This window comes from Pedobacter sp. CG_S7 (assembly GCF_040544395.1).
Lineage (GTDB): Bacteria > Bacteroidota > Bacteroidia > Sphingobacteriales > Sphingobacteriaceae > Pedobacter.
The window spans coordinates 319,922-336,371 of sequence record NZ_JBEONS010000001.1; the positions used below are offsets into that span (position 1 = coordinate 319,922).

Annotated in this window: 15 protein-coding genes; 5 read left to right on the top strand and 10 right to left on the bottom strand. The window is 38.0% G+C overall.

Translation table 11 applies throughout. The features are described 5' to 3' along the window. Positions 1-90 precede the first annotated feature (90 nt). Positions 91-402 carry a DUF3467 domain-containing protein gene (locus tag AAKU52_RS01460; protein WP_354329442.1) on the top strand — a complete coding sequence of 104 codons (312 nt, stop codon included), beginning with the start codon at positions 91-93 and terminating at the stop codon, positions 400-402. Here AAKU52_RS01460 and miaA read toward each other — a convergent pair. From miaA to AAKU52_RS01490, 6 genes are all read right to left on the bottom strand, one after another. Next, the gene (gene miaA / locus AAKU52_RS01465; protein ID WP_354329444.1) at positions 399-1,307 is read right to left on the bottom strand and encodes a tRNA (adenosine(37)-N6)-dimethylallyltransferase MiaA; all 909 of its coding nucleotides are present in this window, start codon (positions 1,305-1,307) and stop codon (positions 399-401) included. The genes AAKU52_RS01460 and miaA overlap by 4 nt on opposite strands. A 6-nt stretch (positions 1,308-1,313) precedes the next feature. Beyond that, complete coding sequence (locus tag AAKU52_RS01470; RefSeq protein WP_354329446.1) at positions 1,314-1,970, bottom strand: IS1096 element passenger TnpR family protein; 657 nt, start codon at positions 1,968-1,970, stop codon at positions 1,314-1,316. A gap of 31 nt (positions 1,971-2,001) precedes the next feature. Continuing rightward, complete coding sequence (locus tag AAKU52_RS01475) at positions 2,002-3,426, bottom strand: CCA tRNA nucleotidyltransferase (RefSeq protein ID WP_354329448.1); 1,425 nt, start codon at positions 3,424-3,426, stop codon at positions 2,002-2,004. Between the two features lie 68 nt (positions 3,427-3,494). After that, positions 3,495-4,061: an L-threonylcarbamoyladenylate synthase gene (locus tag AAKU52_RS01480; RefSeq protein WP_354329450.1), complete on the bottom strand. Its 567-nt coding sequence runs from the start codon at positions 4,059-4,061 to the stop codon at positions 3,495-3,497. Continuing rightward, the gene (locus tag AAKU52_RS01485; protein ID WP_354329452.1) at positions 4,055-5,194 is read right to left on the bottom strand and encodes a glycosyltransferase family 4 protein; all 1,140 of its coding nucleotides are present in this window, start codon (positions 5,192-5,194) and stop codon (positions 4,055-4,057) included. Before AAKU52_RS01485 ends, AAKU52_RS01480 begins: the two co-directional genes overlap by 7 nt. Continuing rightward, positions 5,194-6,012 (bottom strand): 2,3,4,5-tetrahydropyridine-2,6-dicarboxylate N-succinyltransferase, encoded by an 819-nt coding sequence (locus AAKU52_RS01490; protein WP_354329454.1) that lies wholly within the window; start codon positions 6,010-6,012, stop codon positions 5,194-5,196. Before AAKU52_RS01490 ends, AAKU52_RS01485 begins: the two co-directional genes overlap by 1 nt. Before the next feature lie 77 nt (positions 6,013-6,089). Here AAKU52_RS01490 and AAKU52_RS01495 point away from each other — a divergent pair, with 77 nt between their 5' ends. After that, a complete protein-coding gene (locus AAKU52_RS01495; protein ID WP_354329456.1) occupies positions 6,090-6,488 on the top strand; it encodes an RNA-binding S4 domain-containing protein in 399 nt (132 codons plus the stop codon). Here AAKU52_RS01495 and AAKU52_RS01500 read toward each other — a convergent pair whose 3' ends face one another. Then, complete coding sequence (locus AAKU52_RS01500) at positions 6,489-6,974, bottom strand: nucleoside deaminase (RefSeq protein ID WP_354329458.1); 486 nt, start codon at positions 6,972-6,974, stop codon at positions 6,489-6,491. Positions 6,975-7,044: 70 nt separating this feature from the next. Beyond that, positions 7,045-7,638 carry an OmpH/Skp family outer membrane protein gene (locus AAKU52_RS01505; protein ID WP_502931007.1) on the bottom strand — a complete coding sequence of 198 codons (594 nt, stop codon included), beginning with the start codon at positions 7,636-7,638 and terminating at the stop codon, positions 7,045-7,047. Positions 7,639-7,863: 225 nt separating this feature from the next. Between AAKU52_RS01505 and gyrB the strand changes: the two genes are divergently transcribed. Next, the gene (gene gyrB, locus AAKU52_RS01510; RefSeq protein WP_354329462.1) at positions 7,864-9,822 is read left to right on the top strand and encodes a DNA topoisomerase (ATP-hydrolyzing) subunit B; all 1,959 of its coding nucleotides are present in this window, start codon (positions 7,864-7,866) and stop codon (positions 9,820-9,822) included. A 61-nt stretch (positions 9,823-9,883) separates the two neighbouring features. Here gyrB and AAKU52_RS01515 read toward each other — a convergent pair whose 3' ends face one another. Together AAKU52_RS01515 and mdh are read right to left on the bottom strand one after the other, a co-directional pair. Beyond that, positions 9,884-10,321 (bottom strand): pepsin/retropepsin-like aspartic protease family protein, encoded by a 438-nt coding sequence (locus tag AAKU52_RS01515; RefSeq protein ID WP_354329464.1) that lies wholly within the window; start codon positions 10,319-10,321, stop codon positions 9,884-9,886. Positions 10,322-10,326: 5 nt separating this feature from the next. After that, positions 10,327-11,265 carry a malate dehydrogenase gene (gene mdh, locus AAKU52_RS01520; protein ID WP_354329466.1) on the bottom strand — a complete coding sequence of 313 codons (939 nt, stop codon included), beginning with the start codon at positions 11,263-11,265 and terminating at the stop codon, positions 10,327-10,329. Positions 11,266-11,433: 168 nt separating this feature from the next. Between mdh and AAKU52_RS01525 the strand changes: the two genes are divergently transcribed. Beyond that, a complete protein-coding gene (locus AAKU52_RS01525; RefSeq protein WP_354329468.1) occupies positions 11,434-11,916 on the top strand; it encodes a lipocalin family protein in 483 nt (160 codons plus the stop codon). A gap of 49 nt (positions 11,917-11,965) precedes the next feature. Beyond that, positions 11,966-16,399, top strand: coding sequence for a DNA polymerase III subunit alpha (dnaE, locus tag AAKU52_RS01530; RefSeq protein ID WP_354329470.1), 4,434 nt, complete (start codon positions 11,966-11,968; stop codon positions 16,397-16,399). Positions 16,400-16,450 lie beyond the last annotated feature (51 nt).

Here is a 16,450-nt window from a genome sequence, read left to right on the forward strand (position 1 = left end):
TCCCTCAGTTAAAGCTGAGGGACTTTTTTTATGCATGCTATATTTCGTTAAACATTTTCATCCTTCATATTATTAAGTTAGTTTTGTGCTATGGAGCAACAAAATAACGACAACCAGATGCAGATTGAATTATCAGAAGAGATAGCTGAGGGTATATTTTCTAATCTAGCTGTTATAACACATTCTAACACAGAATTTGTTATAGATTTTATCAGGGTCATGCCGGGTATGCCCAAAGCAAAAGTGAAATCCAGATTAATCCTAACTCCTGAACACGCCAAGCGTATAGCCATTGCACTTCTTGATAACATTGAAAAATATGAAGCTATAAATGGACGTATTAAAATCCAGGAGGACGCATCAATCCCTATGCAGTTTGGCGGACCAACGGCCCAAGCTTAAATAGCTGTTTTTATGTAGGCTAAAATAGCAGAATATGCATCTGGCTCAAACCAATGGGTATCTGGATCTTTGCGGAACCAGGTTAACTGTCTTTTGGCAAAACGACGTGTATTTTGTTTGATTAAACTAACAGCTTCTTCCAGGCTATGTTTTCCTTCCAAGTAATTAAACAGTTCTGTGTACCCCACAGTGTTTAATGCATTATGGTGCCTAAAAGGGAGAAGATTTCTTACTTCTTCCAGCAGGCCTCTATCCATCATTTGGTCTACACGTTGATTAATTTGTTGATATAGTTTTGCACGGTCTGTATTCAAACCTATCTTAATGATTTTAAAGGGTCTTTCTTTTTTGCTATTGGTTTGGTAAGCAGAGAGTTTAAAGCCTGTTGAAAGAAAAAACTCTAAACCTCTTATCATCCTTTGGGGGTTGCTCTGGTCAACCTTTGCATAAAATTCAGGATCTACTGCGGAGAGCTTTGATTTTATTTCTTCAATACCTTTTTGTCTGAAGGTTTCTTTAAGTGTAGCCCTAATTGTTAAGTCCGTATCAGGAAGTTCGTCTAGGCCATTGCAAACAGCATTGATGTACAAACCAGAACCACCTACCATTACCAGCTGATCATGGCTTTTGAATAAGTTATTAGCAGTAATTAAAGCCTCATTTTCAAAATCTCCAGTACTGAAAAAGGTATTGATGCTATGTGAATTGATAAAATGGTGACGAGCTGCAATAAGCTCCTCTGTTGATGGCTTTGCAGTACCGATTTCCATTTCCTTGAAAAATTGCCTGGAATCTGCCGAAATAATTTCTGTAGCTAAGTGATTGGCTAATTTAATGGCCATTGTAGTTTTTCCAATAGCAGTTGGCCCAACAATAACAATAAGGCTTTTATTCAGCTCCATCATTAGGCACTAATAATCATCCTCTTTACTGTCATATCCTTCTTCATAATCGTCATCATCGGCAAAAGTATCCTGATCATCATCTTTCTCTTCATCATCATCATCCACATTTTGTTCTTTGGCATTGATGCCTGTACCACCCATTGCAGCTAGTTCTTCAGTATCTTCGGGCACAATATTAAGCTCATTGAGGAAGTCAAATTCATTAATCGCTGGCGCAACTTCCGTAGCAAGCGCAGCAGGATTGTTTTTGTCAAAGATTTTTGGAGCTATACCTACACTTTTGAATAAGTAGGGATATTCAATATTTGGATCCGTCTCCAAAATTATTTTAATCAACTCCACATGGAAATCATAAGGACGGTCGAAATTGTAGATATAATAAAATTTCTGATGAGGATCTTCGATCAGGCTGTTTAATTTAACGTTTTCCATTAAACTCACCCCCCAGTCAACTTTACGTTGGTTGGGCATATAGGAAATTTCATCTCCTTTAATCCAATGATCTGTACTTACATAAAAAGAGGAAGATTTTTCTGGATCATAGCCGGTGGACCGATGAATTGCTTTGTGTAAATCCTCAAACTTTTGTGTAGACTTGATGTCGATTTCTCTAACCACCTCATCATAATCTTCAAAACTTACTTTAAATCTATAGATTGCCATTTGAATCTTTATTTCTTTTATTAATTAACAATTATTGTTTTGTTATATGCTTTTCCTGAACAGGATTAAGGCCATATTCTTTTGCTTTCCTCAGCATAAACTGTACCGCTTCCTCATAAGTGTTATTGATTTCTCCTTCAAGAATTGCCTCGCGTATTGCATTCTTAATTAAACCCACTTCTTTCCCAGCAGTTAGTCCAAAAAAGATCATGATGTCATTACCAGAAATAGGAGGCTGCCAGTTTCTGACCTTATCACGTTCTTCTACATCTTTAAGTTTCTGTTTAACTAGCTCAAAGTTGTTTCTATATTTTTTTACCTTATATTCATTTTTTGTAGTCACATCAGCATTACACAACAACATCAAACTTTCTATATCATCGCCTGCGTCAAATAACAATCTTCTTACGGCAGAATCAGTCACCACTTCTTGTGCCAAAACGATAGGTCTTAAATGCAATTGAACTAATTTCTGCACAAATTTCATTTTCTCATTCAGAGGCAATTTAAGTTGTGCAAATATTTGCGGTACCATACGAGCTCCTTTATCCTCATGCCCATGAAAAGTCCATCCATGACCTTCCTCAAAGCGTTTTGTAGGTGGTTTAGCAATGTCATGTAAAATAGCAGCCCAGCGTAACCATAAATCATCGGTATTTAAAGAAATGTTATCTAAAACCTGTAAAGTATGGTAAAAATTATCCTTATGACCTTTTCCATTGATGAACTCCACACCATAAAGGTTAGCCATTTGAGGGAAAATTAGTTTCAACAGGCCGGTATCAAATAAATATTTAAAGCCTATAGAAGGTACAGGAGACAAAATTACTTTATTCAATTCATCCGTAATACGTTCTTTGGAAAGAATGGCTATCCGGTCTTTTTGTTTTTTTATAGCTACAAGCGCAGCTTCATCAATGTTGAAATTAAGCTGTGATGCAAATCTAATCGCACGCATCATCCGCAATGGATCATCAGAAAAAGTGATTTCAGGATCCAGAGGTGTTTTAATCAAACCTTGTTTCAGGTCGGTTACGCCATTAAAAGGATCTATTAGTGCCCCGTAGTTTGTTTTATTTAAAGAAATGGCTAAGGCATTGATGGTGAAATCTCGCCTAAGCTGGTCATCTTCGATAGATCCATTTTCCACAATAGGTTTCCGGGAATCTGAACGGTAGGATTCTTTCCTTGCGCCAACAAATTCAATTTCAAGGTCCTGATACTTTAACATGGCGGTACCGAAATTTTTAAAAACAGCTACCTTTGTCTTTAACTTTTTTCCTGCTAATTCAGCAAATTCTATACCATTGCCAAGCACTACGATATCAATATCTTTAGAAGGACGGTTTAGAAAAATATCACGTACATAACCTCCAATTACATAAGCTTCGATATTATTTTGACTAGCAATATCAGCAAGCACCTTGAAAACAGGATGTTTTAAGTGTTTTTCCATAGTTTTAATCCACCCATAAGATGCTAAAAAATTCGTAAATGGTTTATATGGTGCAAAAATAGTAAAAGTTACCTTCTAATAAAGGAAAATTGACCACTGGGCCCTAATTTCATTAGCGTAGATGATTTTTTCGGTGTCATTTTGTCTTGTTCCAAATTGACTACATAATCAACTGTATTTTTAATTTCAGGGTCAATCTCTTCAAATATGGTCGGGGTTGGCTGTCCGGACACATTTGCAGATGTTGATGTTATTGGTTTACGAAACTTTTGTATCAGCTGTTTACAGAATTCATGTTTTACAATTCTGATACCAACACTGCCATCGCTATTGATCACATTTTTTGCCAGGTTTTTTGCGCCACAAAAAATGATGGATAAAGGGTTTTCAGCATATTCAATAAGGTCATAAGCTACATCTGGTATTTCGGTAACATAGCTTTGCAGCTTTGCATCAGAATCCAGGAGTATAATAAAACTTTTATCCTCGCCACGTCCTTTAATAGCATTTATTTTGGCTACGGCCGCTTCATTGGTGGCATCACAACCTAAACCCCACACCGTATCGGTAGGATAAAGTATTACACCACCGTTTTTAAGCACCGCAATGGCATTGTCTATTTCTGTTTTTAGCATGATGTAAATTTACCATTTAAGGTCTTTAGATAACAGTTCATCAATTGTTTTGCCAGTAATTGATTGTCAAATTGTTGTACATATTTCAATCCTTCCTCCTTCATGTTTTTTTGTAATTCTTTATCTGCTAAAACCTTGTTTGTTTCCAGCGCCAACTCTTTTGCATTCGACGGCGAGATGTAAATGCTTCCAGGTCCGCCTGCTTCTTCCAAGCAAGATCCCGTTGCAGCAATCACAGGTACTTTTGAATACAAAGCTTCAATAATTGGGATCCCAAAACCTTCATATAGAGAAGGATAAATGAAAATAGTAGCCATTTGATAAATTACTGGCAAATCTTCAAATGGAATTTTCTCCAAAAAAATAACCCTGTCATTGAGGTTTAAACGATTAATTTCTGCTTTAACTATTCTGGCATATGCCTGTTGTTTACCTACTACCACCAGTTTGTAATCGTGATTTATAGCTTGTAAACCTTCAATCACCAACAATAAGTTTTTACGGGGTTCAATAGTACCTACATTTAATAAATACTTGTCTGGTAATTCATACTTTTTTAATACTTTTTTTTGGGCATCAAGCTGAGTTAGCTTTTTAAAAGAATCGTCACAGCTCTGATAAATGACTTCAATTTTATCTTCAGGAATAGCGTAAAAGTCTATAATGTCTTTCTTAGTCCTTTCACTAATGGCTATAATGCGGTCACTGTTTTTACAGGCATATTCACTTTTTTTATTATAAATATAACGGTCTATGGTTTTGTAATATTCCGGATGGCGCAAGTAAATTAAGTCATGGATGGTAACCACAGACTTGATTTTTTCTTTTCTCAAACCTACAGGAATCTCCTGACTTAAACCATGAAACAGGTCAATTTTATCTTGAATAAGTTGTTTCTTAATGCTAAAACTTCGCCAGAATAATTTTATGGAACCAGGTGATGGTAACTTTAGCTGAAGCTGATGGCTCTCAAAAAAAGCAATAATTTTGGGGTTTTTAGTAACTTTAGGTGTGTAAACAAAGTATTGGTTTTGATCGAAAAGCTTTAGCAACTGCGCGAGCAGCGACCGGCTATAATTGCCTAAACCGGTTAAATTATTTGCCGCTCTTTTCCCATCAAAACCAATATTCATTATACGGCTACGTTATTTTCCCTTAATGCATCATTTAGGGAAGTTTTTTTGTCTGTCGATTCTTTACGCTTACCAATAATTAGCGCACAAGGTACCTGAAAATCACCTGCAGGGAATTTTTTAGTATAGCTTCCCGGAATGACTACCGAGCGTGCTGGAACAATCCCTTTATATTCAACTGGTGTGCTGCCAGATACATCGATAATTTTTGTAGAAGCAGTTAATACCACATTGGCACCTAATACTGCTTCACGTTCTACCCGAACACCTTCAACAACGATGGCTCTTGAACCAATAAAACAGTTATCTTCAATAATTACAGGAGCTCCTTGTATAGGTTCTAATACACCACCAATACCAACACCACCACTTAAATGAACATTTTTACCAATTTGTGCACAAGAACCAACGGTTGCCCAGGTGTCAACCATAGTGCCTTCATCAACATAAGCACCAATATTTACATACGATGGCATTAAAATTACCCCTTTAGCTAAATAAGCACCATACCTTGCTACCGCATTTGGTACCACGCGAACGCCTATTTCCTTATAATTGGTTTTTAACTTCATTTTATCATGGTAAACGAAAGGACCTACAGTAATTTCTTTCATTTCTCTGATCGGAAAATAAAGAATTACGGCCTTTTTAACCCATTCGTTTGTTACCCAGTTGTTTAATACAGGTTCTGCAACACGAATTTCACCATTGTCTAACCGCATAATTACAGTTTCAATGGCTTCATAATATTGTGAATATTCTAATAGAGTTCTGTCTTCCCAAGCGGCTTCGACTAACTTTTTTAAATCTGCTATCATGTTTTATTTTATTTTTTTTACAAAATAAATGAAATTTATGTATTGAGCGATGTTTTCTTATGTATTTTTGATTTTTTATGGCTGAATCAGAAAAATTAAGGATAGATAAATATTTGTGGGCTATACGGCTTTTCAAAACCAGAAGCTTAGCAACTGAAGCCTGCAAGGCTGGTCGTGTTAAAATCAAAGGGCAGAATATCAAGCCTTCTGCAATTGTAAAGCCTGGTGATGTTTACCAGGTTTCCAGAGGTATTGAAAAAAAAATAATCGAAGTGGTAGCGCTTTTATACAATAGGGTAGAAGCTAAATTAGCCGTTACCATGTATAAAGACATAACACCCCTAGAAGAAACTCATGCTTTTAAATCGATGTTTCATGCCCCAGTGCTAAAAAGAGATAGGGGGACTGGTAGACCGACAAAGCGTGACAGGCGGGAAATTGATGATTTAACAGGCAATTTATTTGAAGAGGACTAATTAATAAGTTCTTTTCATTTCATCCTGCTTCCAAAGATGGAAAGCATGTTGTGCTTCATTTCTCATCAATTGTATAACGGGGATGCTGCGTTGGTCCATCGGCTTTTCTAGTTCCTCATAAATAAATTGATCATCAAAGCCAAAGTTGCCTGCATCGGTTTTGGTGTTGGCATAATAAATGGCGCTGATCCGTGACCAGTAAATTGCACTTAGGCACATCGGACAGGGCTCGCAGCTCGTGTAGATCACGCAACCGGATAAATCAAAGACATTCAGTTCTGTGCAGGCCAGTCTGATGGCCGATACCTCGGCATGTGCAGTGGGATCATTTGTGGCAGTTACCCTATTGCCACTCTGGGAAATGATTACGCCGTCCTTAACCACAACAGCTCCAAATGGGCCACCTATGCTTTCCAAAACATTTTTTTCAGCCAATTGAATGGCTATCCGCATGAATTTTTCGTGTAATAAAGTCGTGTTTTCCATATTGAATTAAAAATAAAGGAGCAAAAAAAATGCCCCGAAAATCAGGGCATTAATTGAAATGGTAAGTAACTTATTTTTTATCAGTTTTATAAGCGTCGTTCAAGCCTACAATAACTTCACTGGTAATGTCTAAAGATTCATCTGCGAAAAGAATAGCACTGTTACCTTTTGAGTATGTAAGAACCATTTTAAAGCCTTTTTTCTTTGCGTAAGTTTTTAAGTAATCAGCAACTTTGTCATACAGTTTCTCTTGTTCTGTAGCCTGGTCACGTTGTAATGCCGAACCTGCATTTTGTTGGTACGTTTGCAATTCTTGTTGTTTACGTGCTAACCGCTGTTCCGTTGTCGCTCTCTGGTCAGCTGGCATAGTATTTTGTTGTTGTTGGTATTCTGTCACTTCTCTTTGAAATGCTTGCGTTTTAGAACCCATATCTGCTTGTGCAGCTTTAGATTTTGCATCCATTTTAGTTTGCAGGTCTTTAAAGTATTGATATTTAGTTAACAATGAATCCGAGTTAACATAAACAATCTGTTCTTTATCCGGTACATTAGTACTAGCCGTTTTTGTAGTTGTACTTGTTGCATTATCTTTGTTTTGACAAGAAGCCATAACAGCAACTATAGCAACGGCGGTAGCGATTCCGCTTAATTTTAATGTCGTCATTTTCATTATTTTCTTATTTATCTATGCAATTAGCGGTATGTTTTTCAGCCATAAAAGTGTTTGACGGCCGGTAAATTTTAGCAAATATAAAATTTCAAATTTAGTATCCTAAAAAAGAGTGATTTTTATGCAGAATTATGCTGTTTTCAGTGCAAATAGTTATCCACATGTGCCTTTATTTGCGCTTTAATCATTATTTTTGTGTTTAATTTTTTAATGACATATATGAACGAAGAACAAGATTCAAAGTCAAATTATTCGGCAGATAATATACAAGTATTAGAAGGATTAGAAGCGGTTCGTAAACGCCCTTCAATGTATATAGGAGACACCGGGACCAAAGGTTTACACCACTTGGTTTATGAAGTTGTTGATAATTCGATTGATGAAGCACTAGCTGGACACGCAGATATGATCCAGGTAAATATTTTGAAAGACAATTCTATCCGCGTGGAAGATAATGGTCGTGGTATTCCAACAGGAATCACTACTAAAGAAAAGATATCCGCATTAGAAATTGTAATGACAGTATTACATGCCGGTGGTAAATTTGATAAAGATACATACAAAGTTTCAGGTGGTCTACACGGTGTAGGGGTAAGTTGTGTTAATGCGCTTTCCGCACACTTGAAAGCTGAAGTTCATCGTGAAGGTAAGGTATGGGTGCAGGAATACAATATTGGTAAGCCATTATATGATGTTAAATCTATAGGGGAAACCGATAAAAGAGGTACCATTATTACATTTACGCCAGATGCATCTATCTTTACTCAAACCATAGAATATCGTTATGATACCCTTGCCGCCAGGTTAAGGGAGCTAGCTTATTTAAATAAGGGCATTAAACTTACCCTTACCGATGAAAGGGAAGTTGATGAGAATGGTGATTTCGAAACTGAACTTTTTCACTCTGAAGGTGGTTTGAAAGAATTTGTTCAGTTCTTAGATGGTAATCGTCCTTCATTGATTGAAGAACCTATTTATGTTGAAGGCATCAAAAATGGTATTCCTGTAGAACTGGCCTTGCAATACAATGACAGCTATACTGAGAATGTACATTCTTATGTGAATAACATTAATACCCATGAAGGTGGCACACACATTGCCGGTTTCAGAAGAGGTTTAACGCGTACCTTAAAAGGTTATGCCGATAAATCAGGTCTGTTAAAGAACTTGAAAATTGAAATTACTGGTGATGATTTTCGGGAAGGTCTGACTGCTGTAATTTCTGTAAAAGTTCAGGAGCCACAGTTTGAAGGTCAAACCAAAACTAAACTAGGTAACACTGAAGTAATGGGTGCCGTTGATATTGCTGTTGGGGAGGCTTTAAATAACTATCTGGAAGAAAATCCAAGAGAAGCCAAGCTAATCATCAATAAAGTAATTATAGCCGCAACAGCACGTTCAGCAGCTCGTAAAGCTCGCGAAATGGTACAACGTAAAAGTGTAATGGGTGGCTCAGGCCTTCCAGGTAAACTTGCCGATTGTTCTGATAGTGATCCTGTGAAATGTGAAATTTACCTTGTCGAGGGAGACTCAGCGGGTGGTACGGCAAAACAAGGCCGTGACCGTAATTACCAGGCTATCCTGCCTTTAAAAGGTAAAATCCTGAATGTGGAAAAGGCAATGGAACATAAGATCTATGAAAATGATGAGATCAAGAATATGTTTACTGCCCTGGGCGTTAGTATTGGTACGCCTGATGATGACAAAGCTTTAAACATTACCAAACTCCGCTACCATAAAATTGTCATCATGACGGATGCGGATATTGACGGTTCTCACATTACTACTTTAATTTTAACCTTCTTCTTCCGCTACATGAAAGCCTTAATCGAAGCCGGCTATGTTTACATTGCTGCGCCGCCATTGTATTTGGTTAAAAAAGGAAAAGAACAAGAATATTGCTGGAATGACCAGCAACGTGACATTGCCGTTCAACGTTTAAAAGGTGCAGGTAAAGAAGAGAGTGTTCATATTCAACGTTACAAAGGTTTGGGTGAGATGAATGCAGAACAGTTATGGGATACAACTTTAAATCCTGCTAATCGTACTTTATTACAGGCAACAATTGAAAATGCTGTGGAATGCGACCGTACTTTCTCCATGTTAATGGGTGATGAGGTAGCACCAAGACGTGAATTTATTGAGAAAAACGCAAAATATGCGAAAATCGATGCTTAATTAAAGTTTCTAAAATTATATAAAGGCTGTCAATGATGTCGACAGCCTTTTTTATTTGTGCTTATTTATACAAATTTAAGGATAGCTTTTTATAATTAATAACCGCATGGTATTGAAAGAGGATATCCCCGCCAATAATTGCCGCAATAACCGGATGACCTAATTGTTTATAAGTTTCATTTACGCTTTGCAGGTTAAGGCCTACAGCCGTGAATTCTTTTAAAATCAACTTACCTAGTTTTACTACCGGAAAAGTAGCCAGAATGGCATTTGATGTAGTGAATAGTGTTGTAGCCTGGTGATCCTCTTCATGTGGATCCTCATGGATCACTACATCGGTAATGTGTTTGTCAATAATCGCTTTATCAAACACTGTTCTCGAAGCACCGGTATCCACAACAGCCAGGTGGATTTTTCCAAAAACAACAATTTCCACCAAAAGGTGGAAACCGTCGTCTTGTAAATTGATGAGCCTTAATGGAACAATAATCGTTCTCATGCAGCTTAGATCAGTTTCATCTCGCTCAATACGTTATTCATCGTTCTAACCGCATCAGCACTTTTATTGAATGCGGCTTGTTCTGTTTCATTTAATTTATAATCAATGATGGATTCCCATCCATTTCTACCAACAATAACAGGTACACCTAAACAAATGTCAGTTTGTCCATATTCGCCTTCTAAAGCCACACAGCAAGTAAATAATTTCTTTTCATCACGTACAATGCTTTCTACCAATGCCGCACCGGCAGCACCTGGAGCATACCAGGCAGAAGTACCCAATAAGCCAGTTAATGTTGCACCGCCAACCATCGTGTCTGCAGCAACTTTATCTAATACCGCCTGGTCCAATAAATTGCTTACCGGTAAACTTTGGTAAGTAGCATAACGTGTTAATGGAATCATGGTTGTATCGCCATGTCCACCAATAACAAAACCTTGAAGATCGTTAGAATTGCAATTTAAGGCAACACTCAAGTAATACTTATAGCGGGCACTGTCAAGGGTTCCACCCATTCCGATAATCCTGTTTTTCGGTAAACCAAGAGATTTTAGCGCAAGGTAAGTCATGGTGTCCATCGGGTTGCTGATCACAATGATGATGGCATCCGGAGAGAATTTTAAAATATTTTCAGCAACACCTTTAACAATCCCAGCATTAATGCCAATCAGTTCTTCCCTGGTCATACCGGGCTTGCGTGGCAAGCCAGAAGTGATTACGGCAACGGCAGATCCAGCTGTTTTGCTGTAATCGTTGGTTACCCCAGTTACCTTAGTGTCAAAACCTAAGAGTGCGGCAGTCTGCATCATGTCTATGGCTTTGCCTTCAGCAAATCCTTCTTTAATATCTAATAAAACTAGTTCTTGTGCTAATTCTTTTCTGGCAATATTATCAGCGCAAGTAGCGCCAACGGCTCCCGCCCCTACAACAGTTATTTTCATATGATATATTTTAAAATGTGATGAAGCTTACAAACCCATGGTTACATTAATTTGAACAAGTTATAAAATTAGACCCTTATAAAAAATGGTTTTTAAAACTTTATGTTTCCCTGGGGGTTTTATGATAAAGAATTTACATTTGCTTCATAGTAAATTAACGAAACGACCATGGATAATATGCCTGTTGAAAAAGTAGATGTGCTCTCCTATGCTGGAAAATGGTATTCCCTATTTTCTATTCCCACTTTTCTTGATGCTCACTGGAGACAGACAACAGCAACCTATGTGATACATCCTGATGGCTATTATGCTGTTTTCATGACTTACAAAGTTATTGGTGAAGAAAAACAAAAATATAAACGTTCGAAATTGTTTACTGTGCGTGGCACGGGAAATGCAGAATACAAAGCACAAATGGTGTGGCCCTTTAAAGTGGATTATTGGGTAATTGAACTTCCTGAAGATTATTCTTATGTGGTTGTTGGCCATCCCGAAAATAAACACCTTTTTATCATGTCTAGAAAGCCCTATTTACCCAAATACCTGCTTGATGATATTATTAGTCGTTGTAAGGCAAAAGGTTATGATACTTCCATGCTGGTGTCGCAAGGACATAAGCCTGTAGCCAAGGATAAAGCTACTGCACAATAAAAAATACTACCATATTGGGTGCTAAAAATTCCGTAAATTTGCCCCTAATATGTATTTGATTTTTGACACCGAGACCACTGGTTTACCAGGTAATTATAATGCCCCAATTACCAATACTGTTAACTGGCCGCGATGTATTCAAATTGCCTGGCAACTGCATGATGAATATGGCAGGCTGCTGGAAAATCATGACTTCCTGGTTCGTCCGGATGGTTTTAATATCCCCTATGATGCAGAACGTATCCATGGTATTTCTACAGAACTAGCCGAAGAACAGGGGATAGCACTTGATGAGGCACTGGCAAAATTTAATGTCGCCTTATCTAAAGCAGAATTTCTTGTGGGTCAAAATGTTGGTTTCGACATCAATATCATGGGCTGTGAGTTTTACCGCCAGGGCATAACAAACAGACTAGCCGAGATGCCTGTTCTGGATACCTGCACTGAAATTACTGCAGGATTGTTGAAATTACCCGGTGGTCGTGGGGGTAGGTTTAAATTGCCGACTTTAACAGAGTTGCATCAATATTTATTTGGTGAACCTTTTTCTGAAGCACACAATGCTACAGCAGATGTGGAAGCCACAACCAGGTGCTTCCTGCAGTTATTGAAAATTGATGGCTATAAGCCAGAGCAATTGAACAGGGCACCTGAATACATAAAGTCTTTTAAAGAGTTTAATCCTGGGGTAATTCAAAAAACCGGCATAAAGCACATTAACCTCAAGCATGCTTCTGAAGCCATCAGGGCCAGACTGAAAAAAGCAGAAGGCAGTACAATATCAAAACAAACCCTTAAAGACAATAAACTAGAATTAAAGGATGCCACTTTTGTGCATTTGCATAACCATACGCAGTTTTCTGTTCTGCAATCTACTATCAATATTCCAGCGCTGATTAATGCTGCTGCTGCAGATAAAATGCCTGCTGTAGCTATGACAGATCACGCCAATATGATGGGGGCTTTTCATTTTGTGAGTCAGGTGTTGAATTATAACAAGGGTGTAGAGGCTAAAAATAAAGTAGCCATTGAAAATGGGGAAGTGCCAACTGAAGTGATCATTAAACCCATAGTAGGTTGCGAATTCTTTGTTTGTGAAGACCATCTTGATAAAAGTAGAAAGGACAATGGTTTCCAGATGGTTTTGATGGCCAAAAATAAAACGGGCTACCATAATCTAGCTAAAATGTCTTCCATTGCCTATACCAAAGGTTTCTATTATGTGCCAAGAATAGACAAGCAAATTATTGAACAATATAAGGAAGATATTATTGTGCTTTCAGGTAACTTGTATGGAGAAATATCCAGTAAGTTATTAAATGTAGGCGAAAACCAGGCAGAGGATGCTTTACTTTGGTGGAAAACGCAGTTTGGTCCTGATTTTTATGTTGAATTGATGCGTCATAATCAGGAAGATGAAAATATTGTCAACAAAACTTTAGTCGCCCTTGCTAATAAACACGACGTAAAAATTGTTGCCACTAACAATACTTATTACATCAATAAAAAAGATGCTAATGCACATGATATTTTATTGTGTGTAAAAGAGGGCGAAAAGCAGGCTACACCAATTGGTCGTGGCCGCGGTTTTCGGTATGGTCTTCCTAACCAGGAATATTATTTCAAATCTGGCGATGAGATGAAAATGCTCTTTGCCGATTTACCTGAAGCAATTTTCAATATTCAGGAAATCATTGATAAGATAGAAATCTATAAATTAGCCAGGGAGGTTTTATTACCTAAATTTGATATCCCTGATCAATTTATAGTACCCGAAGATGAACAGGATGCTGGTAAAAGAGGGGAGAATAAGTACTTGCGCCACCTTACTTTTGTAGGTGCTAAGAAACGTTATGGAGAAATTACACCTGCCATTGAAGAAAGACTGGATTTCGAGTTGCAAACTATCGAGAAAACCGGTTACCCGGGTTATTTTCTTATTGTACAGGATTTTATTGCAGAGGCGAGGAACCTTGATGTTTCTGTTGGTCCGGGCAGGGGTTCTGCTGCAGGTTCTGTCGTGGCCTACTGTTTATGGATCACCAATATTGACCCCATTAAGTATGATTTACTATTTGAGCGTTTCTTAAATCCTGACAGGGTTTCCATGCCCGATATTGACATCGATTTTGACGATGAAGGTCGCGGTAGGGTTATGGATTACGTTATCAAGAAATATGGTTCTAACCAAGTAGCTCAAATTATTACTTATGGTACTATGGCTGCCAAATCTTCTATAAAGGATACCGCCAGGGTATTGGATCTACCACTTTTTGAAGCCAATAAAATAGCCAAGCTGATTCCTAATATGAAATTGGCGAAGATATTCAACCTTGATGAGAAAACGCTCAAAGAGGCTTTAAGGCCTGATGAATACGAAAGGGTACTGGAACTTAAAGGTATTGCCAACGCCAAAGACCTCAGTGCGGAGACCATAACCCAGGCTCAGGTTCTGGAGGGCTCTTTACGTAATACGGGTATCCATGCCTGTGGGGTAATCATTACGCCAAGTGACATCACTAATTTTGTGCCCGTAGCCACCGCCAAAGATTCTGACCTTTATGTTACCCAGTTTGATAACTCTGTGGTGGAGAGTGCTGGTTTGCTGAAAATGGACTTTTTGGGTTTGAAGACCCTTACCCTCATTAAGGATACGGTGAAGCTGGTCAAATTAAGGAGTGGAATAGAGCTTGATCCTGATGAATTTCCTATTGATGACGCTAAGACCTATGAACTTTTCCAGCGTGGAGACACCATTGGAATCTTCCAATATGAGTCTAATGGCATGCAAAAATACATGAAGGAATTGAAGCCTACCGTTTTTGGTGATTTGATTGCCATGAATGCCTTGTATCGTCCCGGACCACTGGAATATATTCCAAGTTTCGTTCGCAGAAAAAATGGTGAAGAGGAGATCCAATATGACCTTGATGCTTGTGAGGAATATTTAAAAGAAACTTACGGAATTACCGTTTACCAGGAACAAGTGATGCTGCTGTCGCAGAAATTGGCTGGCTTTACTAAAGGTGAGGCCGATGTTTTGCGTAAGGCTATGGGTAAGAAACAAAAGGATGTGCTTGACAAAATGAAGCCTAAGTTTGTGGCTCAGGCAGCAGAGAAAGGCCATGCACCCGTGGTTCTTGAAAAAATATGGAAAGATTGGGAGGCTTTTGCTTCTTATGCTTTTAATAAATCGCACTCTACTTGTTATGCCTGGATCGCTTATCAAACGGCTTATTTAAAAGCCCATTATCCTGCTGAATATATGGCCGCTGTGCTCTCCAACAATAGGAACGATATTAAACAGGTTGCTTTCTTTATGGAAGAATGCCGCCAAATGGATGTACAGGTACTTGGCCCTGATGTCAATGAATCAGACATCAAATTCTCTGTCAACGATCGTGGCGAAGTGCGTTTTGGCTTGTCGGGTATGAAAGGTGTGGGCGAAAAAGCCGTAGAGAGCATCATTTTAGAGAGAAATGCCAATGGTCTTTTTACCAGTATCTACGATTTTTCGAAACGCTCTAATACCAGAACGGTTAATAAGAGAGCTTATGAAAGCTTCGTTTATGGGGGTGCTTTTGATAGTTTTGGCTTTAACAGAGCACAGTATTTCTTTACCGGCATTAACGATAAAATGAATGGTATCGAAAAACTGATCAAATATGCTAACGACTTCCAGAATAACGAATCTTCGTCACAGTCTTCTTTGTTTGGTGGTACTATTGCAGACCTGATTTTAGAACCTTCCTTGCCTGTGGCTCCCGAATGGAGCATTATTGATAAGCTTAAATATGAAAAAGATGCCATAGGTATTTTCTTAAGTGGCCATCCGCTCGACAATTATAAGTTTGAACTTAAAGAATTTTGTTTGCAAAAGGTTAAACACCTCAGTGTGATCAATAAAATCAGAACCGGCGACACCAATGAAGAGGTGTTGTATGAGTTTGAGTCCTTAAAAAACAAGGAATTGGTGATTGGTGGCCTGGTCGTACTTGCTGAACAACGCATGACCAGAACAGGTAAGCCTTTTGGAATTATTGTTTTTGAAGATTATGATGATAGTTGTGAAATTGCTTTGTTTGGTGAGGATTTTATCAAGTTTAAACAATTTATGACTGATGGCTATTTCTTGCAAATAAGGGGTAGGGTAGGTGAGCGTTTCAGGAAAGAGGGCGATTGGGAATTTAAAATTACCTCTATGGCTCTGTTGTCTGATTTGCGCGATAAATTTGCCAAATGCCTCAATATACAAATCCCAATAGAGGGCATCAATGAAGAGTTTATTAAAAATTTCAATGCTATTGTAGCAGTTAATAAGGAGACTACCGAGCAGCAAAACTGCCAGTTACATTTTTCTATTTACGACCGTGAACAGAATTTTTTCTTGGAAATGCCTTCGAAGTCGTTGAAAATCAATCCTAATAATGATTTTCTCGAACAATTAATGCAATTGAATGGTGTTAATTGTAAGTTGAAATAATGTCATTTTGGCATTGATAAGTTGATGGCATTGGTATTGATTATATCTTTG